This window comes from Neptunomonas sp. (assembly GCF_016744175.1).
Classification (GTDB): domain Bacteria; phylum Pseudomonadota; class Gammaproteobacteria; order Pseudomonadales; family Balneatricaceae; genus Neptunomonas.
Map to the genome: position 1 here is coordinate 1 of NZ_JADGEV010000028.1, position 22,714 is coordinate 22,714.

General features: G+C 41.9%; 22 protein-coding genes. 17 read left to right on the forward strand and 5 right to left on the reverse strand.

The annotated features are described in order from the left end of the window. From QZZ55_RS13010 to QZZ55_RS13075, 14 genes are all read left to right on the forward strand, one after another. On the forward strand, nt 1-3,832 hold a 3,832-nt coding region (locus tag QZZ55_RS13010; protein ID WP_293267770.1), incomplete at its 5' end, for a tandem-95 repeat protein. Between the two features lie 125 nt (nt 3,833-3,957). Beyond that, nucleotides 3,958-4,857, forward strand: a complete 900-nt coding sequence (gene ttcA, locus QZZ55_RS13015) for a tRNA 2-thiocytidine(32) synthetase TtcA (protein ID WP_293267771.1) — start codon at nt 3,958-3,960, stop codon at nt 4,855-4,857. A gap of 173 nt (nt 4,858-5,030) precedes the next feature. After that, nucleotides 5,031-5,795: a hypothetical protein gene (locus tag QZZ55_RS13020; protein WP_293267772.1), complete on the forward strand. Its 765-nt coding sequence runs from the start codon at nt 5,031-5,033 to the stop codon at nt 5,793-5,795. A gap of 54 nt (nt 5,796-5,849) precedes the next feature. Further along, nucleotides 5,850-6,626: an enoyl-CoA hydratase gene (locus tag QZZ55_RS13025; RefSeq protein ID WP_293267773.1), complete on the forward strand. Its 777-nt coding sequence runs from the start codon at nt 5,850-5,852 to the stop codon at nt 6,624-6,626. A 406-nt stretch (nt 6,627-7,032) separates the two neighbouring features. Beyond that, nucleotides 7,033-8,355, forward strand: coding sequence for a sulfite dehydrogenase (gene soxC, locus QZZ55_RS13030; RefSeq protein ID WP_293267774.1), 1,323 nt, complete (start codon nt 7,033-7,035; stop codon nt 8,353-8,355). Continuing rightward, nucleotides 8,339-9,370, forward strand: coding sequence for a c-type cytochrome (locus QZZ55_RS13035; RefSeq protein ID WP_293267775.1), 1,032 nt, complete (start codon nt 8,339-8,341; stop codon nt 9,368-9,370). Before soxC ends, QZZ55_RS13035 begins: the two co-directional genes overlap by 17 nt. An 88-nt stretch (nt 9,371-9,458) precedes the next feature. Beyond that, a complete protein-coding gene (gene soxX, locus QZZ55_RS13040; RefSeq protein WP_293267776.1) occupies nt 9,459-9,821 on the forward strand; it encodes a sulfur oxidation c-type cytochrome SoxX in 363 nt (120 codons plus the stop codon). A gap of 32 nt (nt 9,822-9,853) precedes the next feature. Beyond that, nucleotides 9,854-10,315, forward strand: a complete 462-nt coding sequence (gene soxY, locus QZZ55_RS13045) for a thiosulfate oxidation carrier protein SoxY (protein WP_293267777.1) — start codon at nt 9,854-9,856, stop codon at nt 10,313-10,315. Nucleotides 10,316-10,336: 21 nt separating this feature from the next. Next, nucleotides 10,337-10,654, forward strand: coding sequence for a thiosulfate oxidation carrier complex protein SoxZ (gene soxZ, locus QZZ55_RS13050; protein ID WP_293267778.1), 318 nt, complete (start codon nt 10,337-10,339; stop codon nt 10,652-10,654). Nucleotides 10,655-10,715: 61 nt separating this feature from the next. Then, a complete protein-coding gene (gene soxA, locus QZZ55_RS13055; RefSeq protein ID WP_293267779.1) occupies nt 10,716-11,582 on the forward strand; it encodes a sulfur oxidation c-type cytochrome SoxA in 867 nt (288 codons plus the stop codon). A gap of 11 nt (nt 11,583-11,593) precedes the next feature. Continuing rightward, the gene (locus tag QZZ55_RS13060) at nt 11,594-12,016 is read left to right on the forward strand and encodes a hypothetical protein (RefSeq protein ID WP_293267780.1); all 423 of its coding nucleotides are present in this window, start codon (nt 11,594-11,596) and stop codon (nt 12,014-12,016) included. A gap of 68 nt (nt 12,017-12,084) precedes the next feature. Continuing rightward, nucleotides 12,085-13,854: a thiosulfohydrolase SoxB gene (soxB, locus tag QZZ55_RS13065; RefSeq protein ID WP_293267781.1), complete on the forward strand. Its 1,770-nt coding sequence runs from the start codon at nt 12,085-12,087 to the stop codon at nt 13,852-13,854. Between the two features lie 159 nt (nt 13,855-14,013). Then, nucleotides 14,014-14,700 carry a hypothetical protein gene (locus QZZ55_RS13070; protein ID WP_293267782.1) on the forward strand — a complete coding sequence of 229 codons (687 nt, stop codon included), beginning with the start codon at nt 14,014-14,016 and terminating at the stop codon, nt 14,698-14,700. A gap of 19 nt (nt 14,701-14,719) precedes the next feature. Beyond that, nucleotides 14,720-15,265 carry an elongation factor P hydroxylase gene (locus tag QZZ55_RS13075; protein ID WP_293267783.1) on the forward strand — a complete coding sequence of 182 codons (546 nt, stop codon included), beginning with the start codon at nt 14,720-14,722 and terminating at the stop codon, nt 15,263-15,265. A 149-nt stretch (nt 15,266-15,414) separates the two neighbouring features. Here the strand turns inward: QZZ55_RS13075 and QZZ55_RS13080 are convergent, their stop codons facing one another. The 3 genes from QZZ55_RS13080 to QZZ55_RS13090 are packed head-to-tail and all read right to left on the reverse strand — an operon-like array spanning nt 15,415 to nt 16,982. Next, nucleotides 15,415-15,882, reverse strand: a complete 468-nt coding sequence (locus tag QZZ55_RS13080) for a copper chaperone PCu(A)C (RefSeq protein ID WP_293267784.1) — start codon at nt 15,880-15,882, stop codon at nt 15,415-15,417. A gap of 12 nt (nt 15,883-15,894) precedes the next feature. Next, nucleotides 15,895-16,503, reverse strand: a complete 609-nt coding sequence (locus QZZ55_RS13085) for an SCO family protein (RefSeq protein ID WP_293267785.1) — start codon at nt 16,501-16,503, stop codon at nt 15,895-15,897. Further along, nucleotides 16,500-16,982, reverse strand: a complete 483-nt coding sequence (locus QZZ55_RS13090; protein WP_293267786.1) for a hypothetical protein — start codon at nt 16,980-16,982, stop codon at nt 16,500-16,502. Before QZZ55_RS13090 ends, QZZ55_RS13085 begins: the two co-directional genes overlap by 4 nt. Nucleotides 16,983-17,189: 207 nt before the next feature. Between QZZ55_RS13090 and QZZ55_RS13095 the strand changes: the two genes are divergently transcribed. Continuing rightward, nucleotides 17,190-17,804 (forward strand): SH3 domain-containing protein, encoded by a 615-nt coding sequence (locus tag QZZ55_RS13095; protein WP_293267787.1) that lies wholly within the window; start codon nt 17,190-17,192, stop codon nt 17,802-17,804. A 329-nt stretch (nt 17,805-18,133) separates the two neighbouring features. Next, nucleotides 18,134-20,755: an EAL domain-containing protein gene (locus tag QZZ55_RS13100; protein ID WP_293267788.1), complete on the forward strand. Its 2,622-nt coding sequence runs from the start codon at nt 18,134-18,136 to the stop codon at nt 20,753-20,755. 98 nt (nt 20,756-20,853) lie between these two features. Here the strand turns inward: QZZ55_RS13100 and QZZ55_RS13105 are convergent, their stop codons facing one another. Further along, nucleotides 20,854-21,384, reverse strand: coding sequence for a DUF2058 domain-containing protein (locus QZZ55_RS13105; protein WP_293267789.1), 531 nt, complete (start codon nt 21,382-21,384; stop codon nt 20,854-20,856). A 128-nt stretch (nt 21,385-21,512) separates the two neighbouring features. Here QZZ55_RS13105 and QZZ55_RS13110 point away from each other — a divergent pair, with 128 nt between their 5' ends. Next, on the forward strand, nt 21,513-22,145 hold the full coding sequence (locus tag QZZ55_RS13110; protein ID WP_293267790.1) for a LysE family translocator: 633 nt from the start codon (nt 21,513-21,515) through the stop codon (nt 22,143-22,145). A gap of 178 nt (nt 22,146-22,323) precedes the next feature. On the opposite strand, the gene QZZ55_RS13115 is transcribed toward QZZ55_RS13110, so the two are convergent. After that, nucleotides 22,324-22,524, reverse strand: coding sequence for a PA3496 family putative envelope integrity protein (locus QZZ55_RS13115; RefSeq protein WP_293267791.1), 201 nt, complete (start codon nt 22,522-22,524; stop codon nt 22,324-22,326). Nucleotides 22,525-22,714 lie beyond the last annotated feature (190 nt).

Below are 22,714 nucleotides of genomic sequence, written 5' to 3' on the forward strand. Positions count from 1 at the left end.
CCAAGAGCCACCGGTAGCGATCAACGACAGTAGTAGCACCGCTGAAGACACACCAGTGACGATAACGATCCTGAGTAACGACACTGATCCTGATGGCAACATCGATGTGACCACCGTGACATTGACCAGTGGTCCTACCAACGGTAGTGTCGTGGTAAACCCAGACGGCACCGTGACCTACACGCCTAATCTGAACTACAACGGTGCGGACAGCTTCGAATACACCGTCCAAGATAATGAAGGCAACACGTCTAATGCTGCGACAGTCAACTTAGTAATCGAAGCGATTGAAGATGTTCCAATTGCAGTTGATGACGTTATTGATGTCGTTGAAGACTCTTTTGTTTCCGCAAGTTTGGCAGGGAATGATACTGAAAGTGATGACGGCGGCAATGTTTGGGCGTTAGCAACGAGTGCGTCAAATGGAACTATTGTAGTTAATGCTGATGGCACATTTACCTATACACCTATTGCCAATTTCAGTGGGGCGGACTCTTTTACTTATACCATCACGGACTTAAACGGGGATGTTAGTACTGCAACTGTCACTGTAAATGTAGCGCCAGTGAATGATGGCGCTCCAGTTGCTGCTGATGATGCGTTTACTACGTTACTTGGCACTCCCATTACTATTACAGAGGGCCAACTGTTCTCTAATGATACCTTAGCCGACCATGCAACTATTAGTAATGTTAGTAATGTGAGTAGTGGTGCACTTGTCGATAATGGAAATGGAACATGGACTTATACGCCGGTTGTTGCTGGGCCAGCAAGTTTCACTTATACACTGACGGATGATGATGGTGAAACTTCTACAGCAACTGTAAATCTCACAGTTGTTGATCCAGTAGATGATTTAGCCACGGTACATGAAAGTGCTCTTACTGATGGAACGGGAGGTGGTACTACAGTAGCGTCAGGAAATATTCTGGCTAATGATGGTGGAGGCTCTTCTGTTTCTAACGTCAATGGAGTAATTGATGGCGGGGCAGGTGATGCTGATGCCAGAGCTGGCTATATTGGAATAGATACAAGCCTTGGTTCATTGGTTGTTGATTCTTCGGGGCCAAATGCTGGTGACTATACTTATACACTAACGAGTCCAGGGGATAATACAGCGGTTGCTGATGACCTGAGTGTTACTGATTCATTCACGTACACATCTGATACGACCTCTGCTTCGATACATATTAATGTTGCTGATGATCAGCCTCTCGCGTTTGACCGTGTTGTTAATGTTACAGAGGATGCACTGCCAGACTATAATATCGTTCTTGTTTTAGATGTGTCTGGTAGTATGTCGCAGGCGCAATATGGTGGTCAAGTTCGTCAAATTAATGCTGATGGTTCCGTTACTATTAACACAAGGCTTGATCTTGCTAAGCAGGCAATGGCCGGGTTGGTAACTGAGTACTTTAATCAGGCTCAAAATGTATCTATTAAGCTTGTTACGTTTTCAGATGGCGCTAACATTTTAAATAGTAATGTCGCCTACACTGACAAAGCTTCAGCAGTCAGTGCTATTAGCTCCATTAATGGTAGCGGTAGTACTAACTACGAGAGCGCTTTGGACGCTACTCAATCAGCGTTTGGTTCGGTCGATAATTCAGTTGAAAACTTGGTCTATTTTATATCTGATGGTGTGCCAACATCTGGTAATACATCTAACCCTGTTGGTGCGTCAGGTTATGATGCCTTCCTTGCTGCTAATAGTATTAAGTCCTATGGCGTTGGGGTTGGCACAGGGATTTCAGATACAAGTGCATTAGATTCTATTCATAATGTCGATTCAGATTTGGATGGATCTGTCGATTCAGCAATTATTGTACCTGACCTTAATCAGCTAGAAGATACGCTTATCTCGACTATCCCTGTCGCTGTTGGAGGCAACCTTGTTGGCAGCGGTAACGTAAATAGCGCTTTGGGAGCTGATGGAGGGCATGTTCAACAGATTACTATTCGCCTTGATAGCAATGCGGATGGTACATCGGATCAAGATGTAACCTTTAGCTATAACAATACGACTGGTTTAATTAGTGAGAATAGTACTTTCCTTACAGGCTTCCCATTAAGCGGTGATTTACTGACTTTAGATGCTTCTTCTGGCTTTAAGTATGGCGCGTTGACGTTCAATTTCAGTACGGCAGATTACACTTACTTTACGGGTGGCACAGCAGCACAAGGTGATAGCTTTGCTGTGACATTTGTTGCAGAGGATGGTGATGGAGATGTGACTCCTGCGGTCGCACTTACGTTTAATGTGGTTGATGGTCAACCAATTGCAAATGCAGATATGGATACATTATTTGGTAACCATGATTCATTCGAAGGCAATGTAATTACGGGCTTAGGAACTGATGGAGGGTTGGCATTAGGCAGTAAAGTTACTGAATTTACACCGCAGGGTACAGGTGTTGATGCTGCTGTAGATGATGCAAAAGTGAGTTCAATTACTTTTGAAGGACAAATATTTGATTTGGCGGCGAATATATCGGGAAGTGGTGCTGGTTATAGCTATAGCATCTCTGGCGGAAGTTTGAGTTGGTCGCATAATACTGATGGGAGTTCATTAGTGTTCAATACTGATGGCTATTATCAATATACGCCACCTACTGCAGATATACCGTCAGCGCCTACGGATACCACTGTTAATGTGCAGTTTAATAATACTAATGCTACTGGAACCAGTCTTACTAATTCTGGTGTGATAATGACAGGTATTGATCGTGATCTTACGACCGACAATTCAGGTGTGAGAACCACATCTGATGGAGTAGGTGTTCTCGGGGGTAATAATAATTCACGTATTGATAATCTTGAAACATTGGTGCTTAATTTTGACCGTTCTTTATACCCCAATGGTGTGACTAATATTGGCTTTAATGCTGACAACAGTAACAGTTCTTTGGGTGGATCAAGAGCATTAACATATTCTGTTTACCATATTGATGGTTCGTTGTTAGGTCAGTATTACAGTAATACGGAAGCTCAGTTCCAGTTGCCCTCTGAATACAGCAATGTTGGTCGTATTGAAATTACGGCGTCTAGTGATGCTTACGCAAGCATGTTCTCAATGAATTTTGATCCAGTATTAATAGATGCATCAGCAACTGAAATTGCGCCGGTAGAGATAGGTTACACATTAACTGATACTAATGGTGACAGTTCTAGTACTACGTTAACTTTGCGGACAATTAGTAACACTATCGCTGGAGATGAAACCAATAATACTGACCTTATCGGTACCGCTGGAAATGACCGAGTAGTCGGGTTGGCGGGTAATGATGAGTTAGATGGGGCTGCTGGCAATGATATCCTCGAAGGTGGTGATGGAAATGATATTCTGATTGGCGGGCTTGGTCATGATCATCTTGTTGGTGGCGCGGGTAATGACACTTTAGAAGGTGGTTCAGGTAATGACTTACTTGTAGGTGGTTCAGGGAACGATATATTAAGTGGAGATTTAGGGGCTGATATATTCCAGTGGTCGCAGGCAGATAAAGGCGTAAGTGGAAGCCCTTCAGTCGATCGTATCACCGATTTCGATTCTGTTGCCGCTAATAGTGGTGGTGATGTACTAGATCTAAGTGATCTTTTGCAGGGTGAAGATGCGAGTGATCTAAATTCATTGCTCAACTATTTGCACTTTGAGCAAGTTGGTGCCGATACTGTTGCCCATGTCAGTTCTAATGGAGGGTTTTCTGGAGGTTATAATGCTGGGGCAGAAGATCAGACTATCATTTTCCAAAACACCGATTTGATAGGAAGCTTTACAAATGATCAGCAAATAATTCAAGACCTATTAGGTAGCGGTAAATTGATAGTTGATTAATTTACATTAGTTATTGATTCTTTTTGGCCTCGGACTAGCTCCGGGGCTTTTTTATTTGTAGTAGGGAGATATGTGGATTTTGGTTATACTCCATTCTTTTAATGCAACCAATGAATATCTAGCTGATGACTGAACAAATTGATAGTGACGTAAGTGTGGATAAAAAGATCAAAACTCGCATGAATAAACTTCAAAAGCGATTACGTCGAGAGATGGGTAAAGCTATAGAAGACTTCAGCATGATTGAAGATGGCGATAAAGTGATGGTGTGCTTATCGGGTGGTAAGGACTCCTACGCTATGTTAGATATATTGATGAATTTACAGCGTAGCGCGCCTATTTCTTTTGAGTTGGTCGCGGTTAATCTTGATCAGAAGCAGCCAGGCTTTCCAGAACATATTTTGCCGGCATATCTTAAGTCAATTGATGTTCCGTTTCATATTGTTGAACGGGATACCTATTCGGTTGTAAAGTCTGTTGTACCGGAAGGAAAGACTACGTGTTCGCTATGTTCGCGATTGCGACGGGGAACACTATATGGCTTTGCTGAAGAAATTGGTGCTACAAAAATAGCACTTGGTCACCATCGTGATGATATTTTGGAGACATTTTTCTTAAATATGTTTTATGGTGGGAAATTAAAAAGCATGCCACCAAAGCTTGTGTCTGATGATGGAAAGAATATGGTGATTAGACCATTGGCATATGCTCGAGAAAAAGATATCGAAGAATATGCTGCTCTGAAAGAGTTTCCTATTATTCCGTGCAACTTATGTGGCTCACAGGACGGTTTGCAGCGTCAAGTTATTAAAGAGATGCTCAATACATGGGATAAACAGTCTCCCGGAAGAATTGAAACGATGTTTCGGTCCCTGCAGAATGTTGTTCCATCGCATTTGGCTGATCCTGCACTTTTCGACTTTAAATCTTTAGAAGTTGGCTATCGTCACGGAATAGGTCCTTCGATGATACAAGCACCTAAAGTGGACTCTGCACCAGAAATGATAGATATTTTATCGGTATAACCAAAGAGTGAACGTGAAAAACATTGTTCTGATGGGGGCTTTCTGTCACTGTGAAACAGGTCAGATAAACTATTGTCAAAGAACCTCCATAAATTCATCTATTGCTAAGAAATGAAATATTAATGTGGTGTTCTTCTTACGTTTGTTCAGCGTTTTCAACCTCATGAGGGAATATGAGCGGTAATAACAGTAAGCTTCACCCAAGAGCTGTCTATCTGAGGAATTTACTCATTGCCCATGTAACCGGGCGTAATGTAAATGAATCTGATTACCATAAACTCAGACACTACTTCATGGGGTTGGCTGAGACGTGCCAAATTTTACCTAGTTTAGTTGTTGAGCACGAGGACCTGTCTGGGTTGTGGCATAGCATGAGATACAATTATGCTTCGCATGAGGATAGAAAAGCTTATGTGGTTGATGAATTCCAAATCTTTCTTGACCAGATAGCGCCTGCAGGTAATGAGGATAAAGATTCGGTAGGTTCCGGCTACCCAAAAATTGATAATAAAAAATTGCACCAAGTATGGAGTGATTCTTTAGACTTAATTGCAAAAAGCCCTGATACAGCTACTGAGCAAATGAAATTATTGGTTGAAAATTTATGCTATCAACTCTTGAAGCACTTGAAAGTAGTTCCTGATCCTCAGCAACATAATGTATCTGCATTGGTGACGTTAACAGAGCGGTCGTTATTGCTCTCGCCGGGCAACAAGTTTCATCTTGTTGTACAGAAGTTGGTGACAAGTTGTGGCGAAACACTTGGTGCTATCGATAGCTTTACGATAGATTGCGCGAGCATTACTACTGACCATGTATCCAATCAAAGAAAAGATGAGGCACTCGTTCTTGTCAACTTGTATGCTAGCTTGGCTTCATTGTTGTTGTCTACTTGGCAAGTGCGTGAAATGCTAAAAGAAGGCAATACGCAACGGTAGTACTAGCTGTACAAAAATACCTAATTTTATATCTTATATGGAGAGCTTTTTTGTATGAGTGAACTAATACAGCGTATCGACTTAAATGGAGTCACTACCCTTATTTTATCAAGAGCTACTTCATATAACAGTCTCTCTTTGAAGTTAATGGAATCTTTGATCAATGAGCTTAATTCCATTGACGAAGACATGTCTGTTCGAGCAGTTATTATCAAAGGCGAAGGCAAAGGTTTTTGTGCAGGGCATGATTTAAAAGAAATGCTTGAGGCTGGCGAAGAACCTTTTTATGAATGTACTTTCAATACGTGCTCCCAAATGATGCAGCGCATAGTGAGCCTTTCCGTTCCTGTTATAGCGCAAGTGCATGGAGTGGCTACGGCGGCAGGTTGTCAATTAGTAGCAAGTTGTGATTTAGCTTATGCAGCAGAGTCTGCGCGATTTGGTACCCCGGGCGTAAATATTGGACTATTTTGCTCAACGCCAATGGTTGCGTTATCTCGTGTTGTGTCTCAAAAACATTCAATGGAACTGTTGCTTACAGGAGAGCTTATTAATGCTACTCGTGCAGAAGAAATGGGACTTATTAATAAAGTAATTTCTGATAGCGAGCTGGACCACTATGTACTTGATATGGCCTCACTTATAGCAAGTAAGTCTCGTAAAACTCTCGCTATAGGAAAAAAAGCATTTTATGAGCAGAAAGAACAATCATTAGCAGAGGCATATGTGACTTGTAGCAAAGTGATGACCGAAAATATCATGATTGACGATGCTAAAGAGGGTATTGATGCATTTGTTAACAAGCGTAAACCTAAATGGAAGCACTGCTAAGTAACTTTTATAGACAGGTATCTTGCCTGTCTTTTCTTTTTTCTGTAGGTGATTTGCTGCTCTATACTCTCAATATTAGTTTTTCTTCGCTCCTTTCTAAAAATCCCTATCAAATTCTCCAAATTAAAGTCGCTATATCAGCGGGCCCTTATTAGACAAATTGTTTATTAGAAATATTCGATGTAGCTTGTCATTTGTCATGTTTTTGATTTAGGATATTCTAATGTTATATGTTTATTATATGCTTATTCTAAAAAGTAATAATAAGTAGTGTGGTAGCTAGGCACCCTCGAATTATTAAATTTTTACGATAGAGCGGACCAGTATTGGTCAGTAGAGCTAAACGAACATATACGGGTTATACAAAATAATAAGTAAAAATTTGGCAAGATCATTTGGAGGTGTAATGTCCAAGATAATCAAGAGACCCGGAACTCGTGAGTTGATGGCACAGCTTGCAAAAGAGTCGGATGGACTATCGATCAACGAAAGGCGAGACTTTTTAAGAAAAGGGATGGTTGCTCTAAGTGGTGCTGCAGCGACAATGGTTGCTGGCAAAACGATGGCAGAGGGGAATCTTCCTCCACTGGAGCCTTCGTGGGGGAAAATGCTTGGACATGGTGTTGTTGAATTTCCGTACGGGCTGCCTTCCAAGTATGAAAAACATGTTGTTCGTCGCACAGTGCCTTGGTTAACTGCCGAATCTATCTCTTCTATTTCAATGTCGCCTCTTCAAGATTTAAAAGGAATTATTACCCCTAATGGTCTCGTTTTTGAACGTTATCATGCAGGTGTGCCACAGATTAACCCTGAAGAACACCGTTTGATGATTCATGGCTTAGTCGATAGACCCATTATTTTTACGATGGATGATTTGATGCGTTTTCCATCCGTATCCGAAATTAAATTTATTGAATGCCCCGCTAACGGCGGAATGGAGTGGAAAGGTGCTCAAATGGAAGCGCTGCAGTTTACTCATGGCATGCTGAGTTGCTGCGAGTGGACAGGTGTACCTCTGCGCACACTTTTAGAGGAAGTGGGTGTTCAACCTGAGGGTAAATGGATTTTAGCTGAAGGCGCTGATGGTGCACATATGAGCCGTTCTATTCCTCTAGAAAAAGCGCTTGACGATACACTGGTCGTATATGCACAAAATGGTGAGCGATTACGTCCAGAGCAAGGTTATCCTCTTCGCCTTATTAACCCAGGATGGGAGGGGAATACATCTGTCAAATGGCTCCGTCGTTTAGAAATTGGTGATAAGCCATGGTACCACCGCGAAGAAACATCCAAATACACTGACTTAATGGAAGATGGGCGTGCTCGCAAGTTTACATTTGTTCAAGAAACTAATTCAGTTATTACTAATCCATGCCCAGAGAACCCTATCAAGAACAGTGGTGTGATTGAAATTGAAGGTGTTGCTTGGTCTGGTAGGGGAAAAATAAAACAAGTCGATGTCTCATTTGATGGTGGTATAAGCTGGACACCTGCAAAGTTGAAAGGCCTTGTTTTAGATAAAGCCCTCACCCGTTTTAGTTTGGTTACTAAGTGGGATGGTCAGCCGTGGTTGTTGCAGGCAAGAGCCATTGATGAAACGGGCTATGTGCAACCGACACTGAAGCAATTGCGTGAAGCACGTGGCGGTAATTCTATTTATCACAAGAACTCAATTCATACATGGAAAGTTGCGGCCAACGGGGAGGTCACTAATGTTCAGATCTCTTAAAGAAACTCTTCTTATATCTATAGTGGGTGCTGCTTTACTGGTCCCTTTTACAGCCATTGCTACAGAGAAATATAGTTTTGGTAAAACAGCTACTCTTGAAGAAATTGCCGGATGGGATATTGATATTCGCCCTGACGGTAAAGGTCTTCCCAATGGAAAGGGCAGTGTAGAAGATGGCGAAGTGTTGTATGAACAACTTTGTGCAACTTGTCATGGCCTATTTGGGGAGGGGGAAGCTCGTTGGCCGGTACTTGCTGGCGGTGTAGGAACGCTAACAGAAGAGAGGCCAACAAAGACAGTGGGTTCTTATTGGCCCTATGCGTCTACCTTGTATGACTATATTCGTCGGGCAATGCCGTTTACTGCGCCGCGCTCCTTAACGAATGAGCAGACATATCAACTGACAGCATATGTGCTTTATCTTAATGAGCTTGTTGATGAAGATTTTGTGTTAACGCACGAAAACCTTTCACAAGTTGAAATGCCCAATAAAGATGGTTTTTTTGTAGACCCTCGCCCTGATGTTAAAAATGTTCGTTGTATGGAGGCGTGTAATGATCCTTCGAAGATGACAATTGAGGGTACTCTCAAAGGGATTACACCCGTTGGCCACTTTATAGAAGGGGCCGATGCACCTGCTGCTTCGCATGAAGGACAAGAAGATTTAGAGCGAGAGAAAGCACATGCTCGCAAGGCTGCGCTAACAGGTGAAGATGCAAAAGAAGCGGCGGGAAGCGAGACCGTAAAACTGTCTGATAAAGCGCTTGCCGGTAAAGAAACGTTTGATAATGCGTGTAAAGTTTGTCATGGCTCAGGTATAGCCGGTTCGCCAAAATTGGGTGATATCGAAGCATGGGCTCCAAGGGTGAAGCAAGGCCTTTCAGTGTTAGTTGAACACGCTATTAAAGGGTTTGGTGGTGCCACAGGGATCATGCCGCCGAAGGGAGGGCGTGTAGATTTAAGCGATATGCAGGTTGAAGAGGCAGTCAACTATATGGTTGAGGCAAGCAAATAATACGAAGCTTCTAAGGTTTTGCATAAGCCGCTTGTGCTGCATAACAATAATAAAATCTGTCAGTAAAGACAGTTCAGAGGAGATAAGAATGCGCAAATTGACCACATCTATGTGCGCAGCCGGTTTGTTAGCTTTAATAGTTACAACACCAGCCACTGCGATGACGACTCAGGAAGCCGTTGCTGAAGGTAAAGCTGTTTATATGGGTAAATCAAGAGGTAACTGTATCTCTTGTCACCAGATCAATGATCCTGATGCGAACCTTGCTGGTAACCAAGGGCCTCCTATGGTTGCTATGGCGCAGCGCTTTCCTGATAAACGCATGCTACGTGCGCAGGTTTGGGATGCGAGTAAAAATAACCCAATCACTATTATGCCACCACTTGGCAAGCATTGGATCTTGTCTGAAGAAGAGATCGATGCAGTGGTTGAATATATATACCAATTTTGATGTACCCCTAGGGTGTGTAAGAGGATAGAGAAATGAGTATAGATCGTCGTACTGTGGTTAAGGCCATTGCAATGGGTGGTGCATTGATGGGTGCTAGTGTGTTAATGCCACGTATTGCACTTGCTGCATGGAGCAAAGAAGCATTTGAGGCAAAAGAGCAAACAGCTGCTATGAAAGCTTTGTTTGGTTCTGATGGGCTTGAAGAGAGTGCTGAAGTAAATTTAAAAGCGCCTGATATTGCAGAAAATGGTGCAGTTGTTCCTGTCACCGTAACTTCATCGATGTCTGGAGTTGAGTCAATGAGTATCTTTATTGAAGGTAATCCATCACCACTAGCAGCAGAGTTTATGATTCCTGTTGGCACAAAGGCAGATGTATCTACTCGTGTTCGTATGGGGAAAACAACAAAAGTTACGGCTGTTGTAAAAGCCAATGGCAAGCTATATAGCGCGGCTAAAGAAGTAAAAGTTACTATCGGCGGATGTGGCGGTTAATACGGATTGGAGAGACATAAAATGGCTAAGAAAATGTTAAAAGTAAAAGCAAAAGCGTCCGGCGGTAAAACCAAAGTCAAATTAATGGCTAAGCACATCATGGAATCTGGGCAGCGCAAAGATAAAAAAACGGGTGAGCTAATTCCAGCACTATTCATACAGAACCTGACGGTTAAGTACGCAGACAAGGTTGTGTTTGAAGCGAACTTAGGGCCTGCAATCTCAAAAAACCCTTATTTGTCCTTCTCTTTTGATGGCGGTGCGAGTGGGGATGAATTGTCGATGACGTGGACTGAGAACTCTGGGAAGACAGGTACTGAGTTAGCAGCTATTAAATAAATAAAGCTAGGCCTTTAAGTGGGTCTGCTTAACCCATCGGTAAAGGGTGGAGTATTAGCGAATGAAAATAATAAAAAATATTACAATCGGTCTGAGTCTTTTAATGAGTACTCAGTTGGTTTTTTCAGCACAACCCGGCACAACGTTAGCCTCTGTCAACCCAGAAGCTGATCGAATGGCGCTACAACAATTCTTTAAAAAACGTTTTCCCGATGCAGAGTTGGCGGACTACGTTAATGGTATCTACGCAGTAGATGCTGACTCAAGGACACAATGGGAAGACCTTGAATCTTTCCCTCCTTATGAGTTTGATGTTGAAGAGGGAGAGCGCCTATTTAAGACAGCGTTTGCTAACGGTAAAGGTTATGCAGATTGTTTTGAAAAAGGGGGAATTGGTATACGCCAAAACTTCCCTTATTGGGATAAAAAAGCCGGCACTGTAAAAACGTTAGAACAAGAAATAAACGAATGTCGCGAAAGCAATGGTGAGAAGCCATTGAAGTGGGGCAAAGGGCCTATTGCTCAGATCTCTGCTTATATGGCATGGACCTCTCGCGATAACGTGTTCGATATAAAAATTCCTGAAGGTGATGAGGGAGCGCTTGCCGCTTATCTAGATGGTAAAAAATTCTTTTACACAAAACGTGGTCAGTTGAACCTGTCATGTGCAAATTGTCATGTACAAGGTTCAAATGTGCGTATACGTGCAGATTTAGCAAGCCCTTCATTAGGGCATACAAGCCATTTTCCTGTATTTCGTTCAAAGTGGGGTGAGTTAGGCACTTTGCATCGTCGCTATAAAGGCTGTCATAAAGACAGTCGCTCTCAGCCTTTAGGTATGCAGCATGAGACATTTCGGAATCTTGAGTATTTCCAGACATACATGAGCAACGGTCTTGTTGTGAATGGTCCTGGTTCACGTAAATAGGAGAGGCAAAGATGAAGAAATTGATAGCGATTGTCGCTACTGTTGTGTTCCTTCCTGCTGCAGCAATGGCAGAGACTTTTGATGACGCATTTGACATGAATCGTGCTATGCACGGAAAAGGCTATACCTTTACTTGGTCCGGCAAACAGTACTCTACTGATCACTTAGAAGAAGTTGAGGCTCGCGTTGCTGCGACAAAAGAAAATGCAGAAGACTTAATTGCCAAAGCTAAAGCAAAAAATGCAGAAGTAGCTAACGTTGGTTTTGAATGGAAGCTTACAAAGGGGATCCTTAAAGATGCTGAAGCCGCTATGGTGAGTGGAGATTACCGTAAAGCTCTAGACCTAGCAGCACAGGCTAAATACCACGCTCGTATTGGTTTGGAGCAACACGCTTACGCTGAGAATAACTGGCACCTTTCAGTTCCTCAATAATATGTCTTTTAAAGTACCTGTAGTGGCAGTGCTGCTGCGGGTATTTTTTTGCCTGAAGGTGAAAATTTATGTCTATGTCACGCCGTGAGTTTGCTCAGCTCTTAGGTCTTGCAGGTGCTGCAGGTGTTTTACCCTCTACTGGTTTTGCTGCCTCCAAGCAATCTGTAGACCCATATGAAGTCGCTAATTTTGGTAATGTGCGTTTGTTGCACATGACTGACTGTCATGCACAATTACTGCCTATTTATTTCAGGGAGCCTAATGTCAATTTGGGTATGGGAGCGGCTAAAGGACAAGCTCCTCACCTTGTTGGGGACAAGTTGTTAAGCCATTTTGGAATCAATTCAAACTCTTTAGAAGCGCATGCTTTTTCTTGTTTACAGTACGAAGAAGCTGCCGTTAAATATGGGAAAGTAGGCGGTTTTGCTCATATTAAAACATTGGTAGAGCGCTTACGGGAATCATATGGACGAGAGAAAACATTATTGTTGGATGGTGGGGATACATGGCAAGGTTCAGGTACCTCTTACAAGACTCGCGGCATGGATATGGTTCAGGCAGCTAATGAGTTAGGTGTGGACTTCATGACGGGGCACTGGGAGTTTACCTATCATCAAGAGGAGATTCTAAAGAATATTAAAGCCTTTAATGGTGAGTTTTTGGCGCAAAATGTGTTTGTTACTGAAGATGCTCTTTTCGATGGTGCGGATGAATATATACATGATGAGGATTCAGGACATGTCTTTAAGCCGTACAACATAAAAGAGATAGGTGGTGTGCGCATTGCCATTATCGGCCAAGCCTTCCCTCGGACAAAAATTGCTAATCCTGCTCGTTTTATCCCTGACTGGACGTTTGATATATACGACGATCGATTACAGGAGCAGGTAAATCACATCCGCGAAAATGACAATGTTGATGCTGTCATTGTTATTTCGCATAACGGTATGGATGTTGATCTTGCGATGGCAAACCGGGTATCGGGTGTCGATGTGATCTTGGGTGGGCATACTCATGATGGCATTCCAACACCGACGATTGTAAAAAATAATGGTGGAAAAACATTAGTCTGTAATGTTGGCTCAAACGGTAAATTTGTCGGTGTTATGGATCTAGATATACGGGATGGCAAGGTGCAAGATTTCCGTTACCGCCTAATGCCAGTCTTTTCTGAGTTATTAGCACCAGATGAGAGTATGGCGAAGTTAATCACGGATATCCGTGCTCCCTATCTACCTTGGTTAACTGAAGAGTTAGCACCTGCTGATGAGCTGATGTTCCGTCGAGGAAACTTTAACGGTACTTTTGATCAGGTTATTTGCGACGCACTACGAAAGGTAAATGATGCTCAAATATCCTTATCACCAGGGTTTCGTTGGGGGACAACGGTACTAAAAGGCCAAATGGTAACGATGGAGCATGTGTTGGATCAGACGTGCCTGACATACCCCGAGACTTATGTTCGTGAGATGAAAGGCTCTGAGCTGAAACTCATTTTGGAAGATGTGGCAGATAACTTGTTCAACCCAGAACCTTATTTGCAGTCCGGTGGGGATATGGTGCGTGTTGGAGGTTTTGATTATGTTTGTGATCCGGCTGAAACCATTGGGAGGCGTATTAGCGAGATGACACTAGATAATGGCGAAAAAGTGGATGCTGATAAATCATATAAAGTCAGTGGATGGGCAACGGTCGGTGCGCGATCTGAGGGAGCCGACATTTGGGATGTTGTGGCTGAGTATTTAAAAGACCGTAAAGTGGCCAGTATTGATAAACTTAATACACCAAAGTTGAAAAATATTGCGGGCAACCCAGGGATAGTTGATTACCCTGTATAGAAAGGACGGCACCATTATTGCTTAGCTCTTATGGTGCTTTCACTTTAACGTCTGCTTGTAAAATGCCTGATGAAAAGTGAATCGCTGCATCGATAGGTTATATCTGTTTTGCTACGTTTATTTTAGAATAGCCAGCAAACTGATAATGGAGAAGATGTTGTGGTATTTAAGCCCTGGATAATTATGCCTGTATTGTGCTTCTTGATCGCAGGTTGCCAAACAACCGCTGTTCTCCCTGAGCCTGCTGCAGAAGCACCACCGCCACCATCAACTGAAGAAGTTGAAAAACGAACACCACTTGTTGTGCCTAATACCGCTCAATTAGAAGCAACTAGGGCCGAGAATGTAGAGTATCTGTCCGGTCAACTGTCGACAATGCAAGAGCAGGTCATTCAAATTAAAGCAGATACATCTGAGTTGAGAAAAACGACTCAAATACTGCTGGCTCGCGCGCAAATGTTGTCTGATCAGTCGGCAAAAATAGTCTCTGAGAATATAGGCGGTTCTATTAGTTCAACCCAAGAAGCCCCAGATCTTGAGCAACTAACAAAACAATTAAAAAGTTTGATAAAACGTACTGATGCACAATATCAGCTAGTTTCTGGTTATACGGCAAAAGGGGAGTGGGTACTGATCCGCTATGACCGCTTTAGCGGTGAGTCGTGGTTGGCGGATCAGGGACAATGGAACCTGCTGAATGAGTCAGAAGAGGTGTTGCCGTCTGTCTTCACCATCCAACTTTTACGTGCCGACAAGGATATAAAAGGGTATGTTGCTGCACGAGTAGACCAAGCTACAGGGCAATCCTGGTGGTTAAAGCAAGATACATGGTTAATGCTTCAATAGGCACAGAGGAAAGATTTAGTTGAGTAACGCACCCCACCTTTATCGCGATTTGATCACTCTATTTAATGAGTGTTTTGCTGATGCCTATAACACTCGTTTAGTTAAAGGCGGGGATGAGCCTATCTACTTACCTGCTGATGAAAAACGAGATTATCATGCAATTTATTTTGCACATGGTTATTACAGCAGCGGTTTACATGAAATATCGCATTGGCTTATTGCCGGAGATGAGCGGCGTAAATTAGAAGATTTTGGTTATTGGTACGTGCCTGATGGGCGTACTGCTGAGCAACAGAAAATCTTTGAGCAAGTTGAGATTAAACCTCAGGCTATTGAATGGATTCTATCAGTTGCAGCGGGATATCACTTTCATATCAGTGCGGATAACTTGAATGGTGAAGCGACAGATGCTTCTGAATTTAAGCAGGCAGTATTTGCTCAGGTTAGAATCTATAGAAAGCAAGGCTTGCCTGAGAGGGCAGAGCAGCTACGAAGCAAGCTCAGTCATTTCTATGGTACTCCTGATTACATAAGTTCGGAGTGCTTTGACTTTTCTTCGATTTAGATTTCTATAAGTCTTTGTGTTGGTGCACTTAGCCTACTTTTTTGCCAAATCTTAATGTAGGTTTGGTTTTTACACATTACATTAGCTAGATCTTCTATGTATTGAGTAGCTTTCATAATTGCGAAAGCTACTCACCTTCCTTTACTTATCTATTCTGCTGTTGTGGCGTGCTTATGCATCATTTTTTTGCCACCCATTGGCATGATTTTTTTGACAGGAACCTGCAGAGATTTTTGTGATCCATCTGAGAAAGTCAATGAAAGGTTAATGTGTTCACCGGCGTGTAAGTTACGTGTCAATCCAATCATCATAATATGCATGCCACCAGGTTGTAATGTAACTTTCTGATCTGAAGGCAGTTTTATTTCGTTAATTTGTCTCATACGCATGACGCCGTTATCTTGTATGTGCGTATGCAGCTCTACGTTTTTTGCTGCATCACTTGTAGCAGAGACTAGGCTAAGGCCTTTTTCATCGTCATTAGTAATTTGCATAAACGTTGCGCTATTCATCTGACCAGGAGGTACGGCACGGGCATAGGCCCCGTCAATATGCACTTCGGCTGTGGCCAATTGAGAGCTTAGTAATAATATGGTTGATAGTAGTACTTTTTTCATGACACTTTCCTGTTATTTCTGAGCAAGCAGAGTTCTTATTTCTAGCAACACATCAGCCGGCGAGCTGTTATGCGATAAAGGTTTGTATAGCTTTCCTTTTGTATTGATGAGGTAGATTCTTGATGAGTGATCAACTGCATAACCCATAGCAGAGTCATTCATTTCTACAATGCGGTAGAAAGAGCCATACTGTTTAACTACTTGATCAATATCGGATTTTTTACCAGTAATGCCTGTGAGCATAGGGCTGAAGAATTTAACATACGCTTCTAGTTTTTCTGGAGTATCTCTATCGGGGTCTACACTAATAAAAAGTCCTGCAACATTCTCTTTTTCTTGCTCGTTAAGTCCTTTGAATGCCTGAGTCATGACAGCAAGAGCTGTAGGGCAGACGTCGGGACATGAAGCGTACCCAATATATAAAGCCACAACCTTTCCTTTATAGTCACTTAAAGAAACCGGGCCTGCGTGTGACTCTAGTGTAAAGTCGCCGCCGAGGGTCGTGATATTATCGCTATTGATGGTTTGTGGTCTTAATACAAAAATAGCGGCTAAACCAATAAGCATTAAAACGGTGAGTACGAGCAGTAAGCGTAATGTTGAAAGAGTGCGGTGTTTCATGGTGATTCAAACTCAAAAGTGGCTTTATTAGGTTCTGCAGTTGCGTCGGCGTACGTGAGAATTGAGGCTAACCATACCATCGTTCCTGTTACACAAACGGCGAGCTCTGTTGTTCCTTCCCACGTGATTCCGTCAGGTAACGGTGATAGGGGTATTTTATTAATTCCCATAAACATCTTTTTACCTTTAAGTTCTAATATGACTGTCTTCGCTTGGATGTTATCTAATGTGACAGTGAAGGTGAGTGGCGCCATGGACGGTATTGAAGGGGGGGTCACCTTAAGCGAAATGCTTTTTTCCTCATGTGTGGCTCTACAATGTGAGTGTTGTAGGTTGCATGGTTCAGCTACAGTAAGGAGTTTGGACGACTGTTTTTTTTCAAGCATATCCGGAAGCAACCAAAGACATACTAATATTCCAAGTGAGAAAGCGATCCCCACCAGTACTTTAATGTGTTTAATAACTTTACTTCCTGTCATCTCGAGTTCTCAATTGTCAGTATTTTAGAGGTTATGCACTTAGTCGACCATGCGACGTATTGTCGCATTTCGAGATCGAGGAGTTTAGTGCTTAGGGTGTTAATACTTGCACTTATCAGTGGTGAAAGTTATCGTTTGAAGTTCCGGAATATATCTTGGATGAAATATAGAAATTAGCGGAATATGGTACGTTTAGAGAGGGTATGTATGCGTCAGAAGTTTATCTTTATGTTTCTTAGCTTATTTCTGATTAGCTCTAATGCTAGTGCGTTGGATTATTATCGTGTGACAGATGAACCCATAAATATTCGCTCGGGCCCCGGAAAAACTTTTCCAGTATTAGCTCAAGCTAAAAAAGATGCGCAAGTTCTTGTAATAAAGAAGCAGGGTGATTGGGCAAATATTTTTTTCCTGCACAGTAATGGCAGCCAGATTGAAGGTTGGATGCATAATACTTTCCTTCAGCAGGAAAGTGAAAGCAGGCAAGAAGATATTGCCATGAAAGCCGAATCAATAGGTGCGCATTTGAAGTGTTTACCAAATGCAAAGAAAAATGGTGTGAGTAGTTGTATGCTCGATATTGATTTTACAGTCATGGGGCCATTAAGTGAAAGTGCAGCAGAGGTACGTTGTGAGTCTGAAGTGCTATTGCATTTGAGTAATGGTGAAGCTCAACCTATTCAGGAAGCTGGGCGTATTCGAACGCCTTTAAAGCAAGGTGTAGGTGCAGCAAGAATGCAATTGATGGTATTCCCATTAACTAAAGTTATGGTTGAAAAGGTGACTGTTGTTGATTATCGGTGTATTGCACAAGAAATCTAATATTTTGCTTTATTCGCTGCTCCAAGGGAGCTTTGACGTGTAAAATGGTTTTGTGGGGTCGTGAAAAATTATAAGTCTTTGCAGGATCTGTATTGTTTAAAAACATGAAAGTGGCTGGAATTACTTTTCATAATTTGGATATGCTATTTTGACAATGCAAAAAAGGTATTAACAGCTACAATTGCATATAGATGATGTACCGTTTAACGGCTAAGTATGAATAGTAGACTTGGCCTAATTATCGTAAAAGTATGTAATCATTTTTTTAGTATTTCATACCGTAATATATAAGATGTATGAGAACAGTAGCCATGGATGATGGGGCGTGAATGAAAGAGATTAATGGTAAAACAGCACGCTGGTTTAAGCTTCTATATGGCTTGTTGTCACTACTAATGCTGCTTGCTCTTTTTGCCTTCAGTTATGCTACTTGGAGTAATGTTAAAGAGCAGGCCTATGAGTCGTTAACTCCCCATAATCAAAGTTTGATGAATGTTGTTGAACGTTTTTTCGTGCATCAGGAATCCTTACTTGATGAGTTAGCAAAGACCATTACCGTTACAAGCAACCCTGATAGTTTTATTCAAACGCGACTCAACGATGTGCTGAGGGCTACGCCACAAATGCGAGTTCTTGCCATTATAGATAGTCAGGGTGTAATTATGTCGACCACAGGCGACATTCACACACTTGAGTGGTTAGACTTATTTGATCATGGTGAATCGACCATAGGTAGGCCCTTTAGGCCCACTTTTGTAGGAGAAAATATACTACCTGTTCGTAAACCTATCATTAATGAAAAGGGCGTTAAAACAGGTTACGTAGTAGCGGCTTATCGTTTATTAGGAAATGATGCCATATGGCAAGAAGCAGAAGAGGCTGAAAGCCAACGTCGATCTATGATTATAGGTAATGATGGTCGTGTTTATATATCTTACCCCGAATCAGATACCTTTTGGCAAAGCTTCGTCTCGTTGAAAGTTGAAGATGGTTTTTTGAAAACGTTAGCCCAACTCACCACCAAAGCAGGCGAGTGGCAAACACGTGATGTGCAATATCAAGATGAAAAATTGCTCATTACAGCTAGCTTTATCAAAGAGTACAGTTTCTACATAGTAAGTGGGATTCAAAGTGCTGACTTATTCTCTCGTTGGTTTGAACGGATGAAGTTTGTCGCTTTAGCAGTGTTAACTTTTCTAATTCTCGGACTTATTGTGTTTCGAGTGATATTGACTAGCGCATCTCGTTTTGAGTCTGCCAGAAATGTTGCCGAGCATAATGTCTTTAAGCTCTCTCGGGCGATAGAGCAAAGCCCAAGCAGCGTCATTGTTACCGATGAAAACTGGTTGACTGAGTATGCTAATAATCGTTTGAGCGATGGTGGAAGGTCATTAGATAAATTAAGCACTGGCCAAATGCTTCTAGAGCACTTCCCTCATAGTTTGCTAAAGGATGATGTAAAAACAATATCTGAGAATTTATTACATGGTACGAACTGGTACGGCGAACGCCGTGCAAAAGAGCAGAAGCAATGGTTTTCTTTTTCTATTAGTGGAATGACAGATGATTCTGGCCGTGTAACAAACCATGTAATTGTGACTCAAGATATTACTGAACGAAAACAGGTTGAGGTTCGCTTATTTAAGCAAGCGAATTATGATGCGCTAACTGGATTGCCGAATAGGCGGCGCACAAATGAACTGCTGACAGAATCTGTAAAAAAAGCATGGCAAGAAAATAAGCGCGTCGCTGTACTTTACATGGATGTAGATAATTTCAAGCAAATAAATGATACGTTTGGTCATATGTTAGGTGATCAAATGCTACAACTCGTAGCTGTTAGATTGCAGCAAACTGTTGCTAAGGAAGGCACTGCTTGCCACATGAGTGGTGATGAGTTTTTAGTATCCATTGTTTTTGATAGCGAGAAAGATGTAATTGCTCTTGCCGATAAAATCATGAATGTTATGAAACAACCCGTTTTACTGGAGGCTAAAAAATTATTTATCTCCGTTAGCATCGGCATATCTCGTTACCCTGAAGACAGCGATGATGTCTCTAGTTTATTAAAGCATGCGGATATAGCGCTTTATGAATCAAAGAACCAAGGTAGGCGCTGCTACCGTTTCTTTAGCCAAGAGTTGGACGATAAGAATAAACGCAAGGTTGAGTTAGAGTCTGAAATCAGAAATGCATTGGTTAATAAAGAGTTGTACATGGTTTACCAGACCAAAAATAGAATATCTTCTGGTGAGGTGTATGGTTTTGAAGCTCTGATGCGTTGGCAGAGTCCACGGTTAGGTTTTGTTAGTCCTGAAGAGTTTATTTCTGCGGCTGAAGAAATCGGTGTGATAGACCAATTGGGTGAGTTTGCTTTGTATGAAGCTTGTCGTGACTTACAAAAGTTTCAGAATCATGCCAGCCAACCCCTTGCGATTGCTGTAAACGTTTCTATGTCTCAATTAACAAATTCGGACATTGTGGGTACGGTCAGGAAAGTTATTCAAGATACCGGTATAAACCCGAGTGTATTTGAACTAGAAATTACTGAATCAATGTTAGCTCAGCGGTTAGAAGAAGTGCAGCCAGTCCTGAATGACCTCCTAGGTTTGGGAGTGTCTCTGAGTATTGATGATTTTGGCACAGGCTATAGTTCGCTGAGTTATTTAACTCGCTTTCCTGTATCAGCACTCAAAATTGATCGCTGTTTTATAATGGATATGGTTGAAAATCGTAGTGATGCAACGTTAACACATACTGTGATTACCATGGCGCATAAACTAGGATTGAAAGTAGTTGCTGAAGGTATTGAAGACGAGGATCAGCTAGCGTTACTGCGTGTGTATGGTTGTGATTTAGGCCAGGGGTACTTTTTCACTAAACCGTTGGCTTATGATCAGATGATCACGCACCTTAAGGGCCAGCAAGAAAAACCAGACTGGGCTATATAGTGGATATAAAAGGGTTTACAAGCCTTTTACGTTCAGTGCTTAGGTTGCATTAACGATTAAGGCTTGGCGTGTGAGTACCTAGTAGGAAGGTATAAAAACTACCACATCAAATCATCAGGTATAGCGTAATCTGCATACGGGTCATCTTGCTCAGGCTGTTCTTCGGGTTTCAGGCGAATCACCCATGTTGGCTGGCGTGCTTCAACTCGATCCGCAATGTCAGAAGGTACTAAATAGTATTTTTCATCTAGCTTACAAATGAGTATCTGCATGCGTGCAAGTTGATTATGTAAATCAGGCGTTACATAAATATTTTTTATCAACGTACCATCGACAAAACGGTAGCCTATCTCTGCTTTATCACTGATTGTAATTTTGTGATGTTCTATCAATTGTCGAGCTTCAGACTCTAAAGCCTTTTTAGCTTTTTCTTCTTCGCGGCGTTTATTAAGTGCCTTATCTCGTTCTAGTTTTTCTTTACGTTCTTTGTCTAGAGCTTGTTGTGTTTCTGCACTAGAAGTAGCTAAATCTTGTTTGGATGCTTTTTTCTTTTGAGCTTTTGCTTTTTTTGCTTGTTGTTTATTGGCCAGACCGGCTTTTAATAACTGATCTTGAAGTGAGATAGCCATTAGCAAATACCTGCTATAATTTTTTGAGCAGTATAATACCACAGGCAAACACCAAAAGAGTGCTGCATCCTTTTCCATAGAGGGTAGCGAGCGTATATTTTATTAATTTAGTTATCGTGAGAAGTCTAATGGCAGACGCGCAATTTATGGCATTTTTGGTAGCAATTACGTTGTTAACAATCTCCCCGGGTGTTGATACGCTGTTGGTACTAAGGAATAGCAACAGGGGGGGGTGGAAGGACGGTGTTGTCAGTAGTCTTGGGATTTGCAGTGGTTTATTTGTGCACGCAACAGTCTCAGCTGTTGGTATTTCTGTCATCCTATTGCAGTCATCTTGGGCATTCAGTTTTTTAAAAATGGCGGGTGCTCTTTATTTAGTCTGGCTTGGCATACAAAGCTTATACACATTGCGTAAGCCTATCATTGACGGAGTAACACCCGTTAAGGGGCAGAACTTTACTTGGAGAAAATCTTTAACAGAAGGTTTGTTGTCGAATGTGCTGAATCCTAAAACAGTTATGTTCTATATGGCGTTCTTGCCACAGTTCATTAACCCGGATTCCGATTTATTAATGCAGTCGTTAGGCTTGGCTGCTATCCATTTCATGATTGGAATGCTTTGGCTCTGCGCTTTGACTGTCATGATATGCGGGTTGAAAGGCCGGGGAATAGGAAAGCGAGTTGAACAATCCTTACAAGGGCTTACAGGGGTGGTTATGATTGGTTTAGGATTAAGCTTAGCACTAGAAAGTAAGAAGTGAAGGCCTACACCAAAGACACTATTCGCTGGAGAAATGATCTCTGGCGAGGCCTATAAATGAATATAGCGCTTAATTCAGCCTGAAGATAGTGGTAGTGATGCTTATACGGCATAGTGTTTTGTTGATAGGGCTTGATAAAGGTCGCTATAAGCCCTAAACAGAGATAATAGGGGTGAGTTTAAGTGTCGTCATCAAAGGTATCATCCATACTTTTTTTAAGGCGCCTGGCTTCCAGCATCTCTTCAATATTATGTCGTACATTGCGGCGCGTATCTTTCTGCGTACTGATAAAGCCTAAGTCTTCAACAATATCGCTATCCAGATCGTAGTTGTCATTATCATCCAGTGGGTCATCGCTGATACTAATGTCATCTCTCATAAGAGTGATACCTCCTAACTGATCATCACATCGTTTACCGTGAACAGATAAACATGAATCTAAGCTATTCAAAATAGTTTTTAGCAGTGGAGGCTTTACGTGTAAATTGAAATTTATTTAGGAAAAATTGCTGTTTTTTGAATTTAAATCATTATGAAAATTTACAGGCATCAATGGACTATATTAGTGA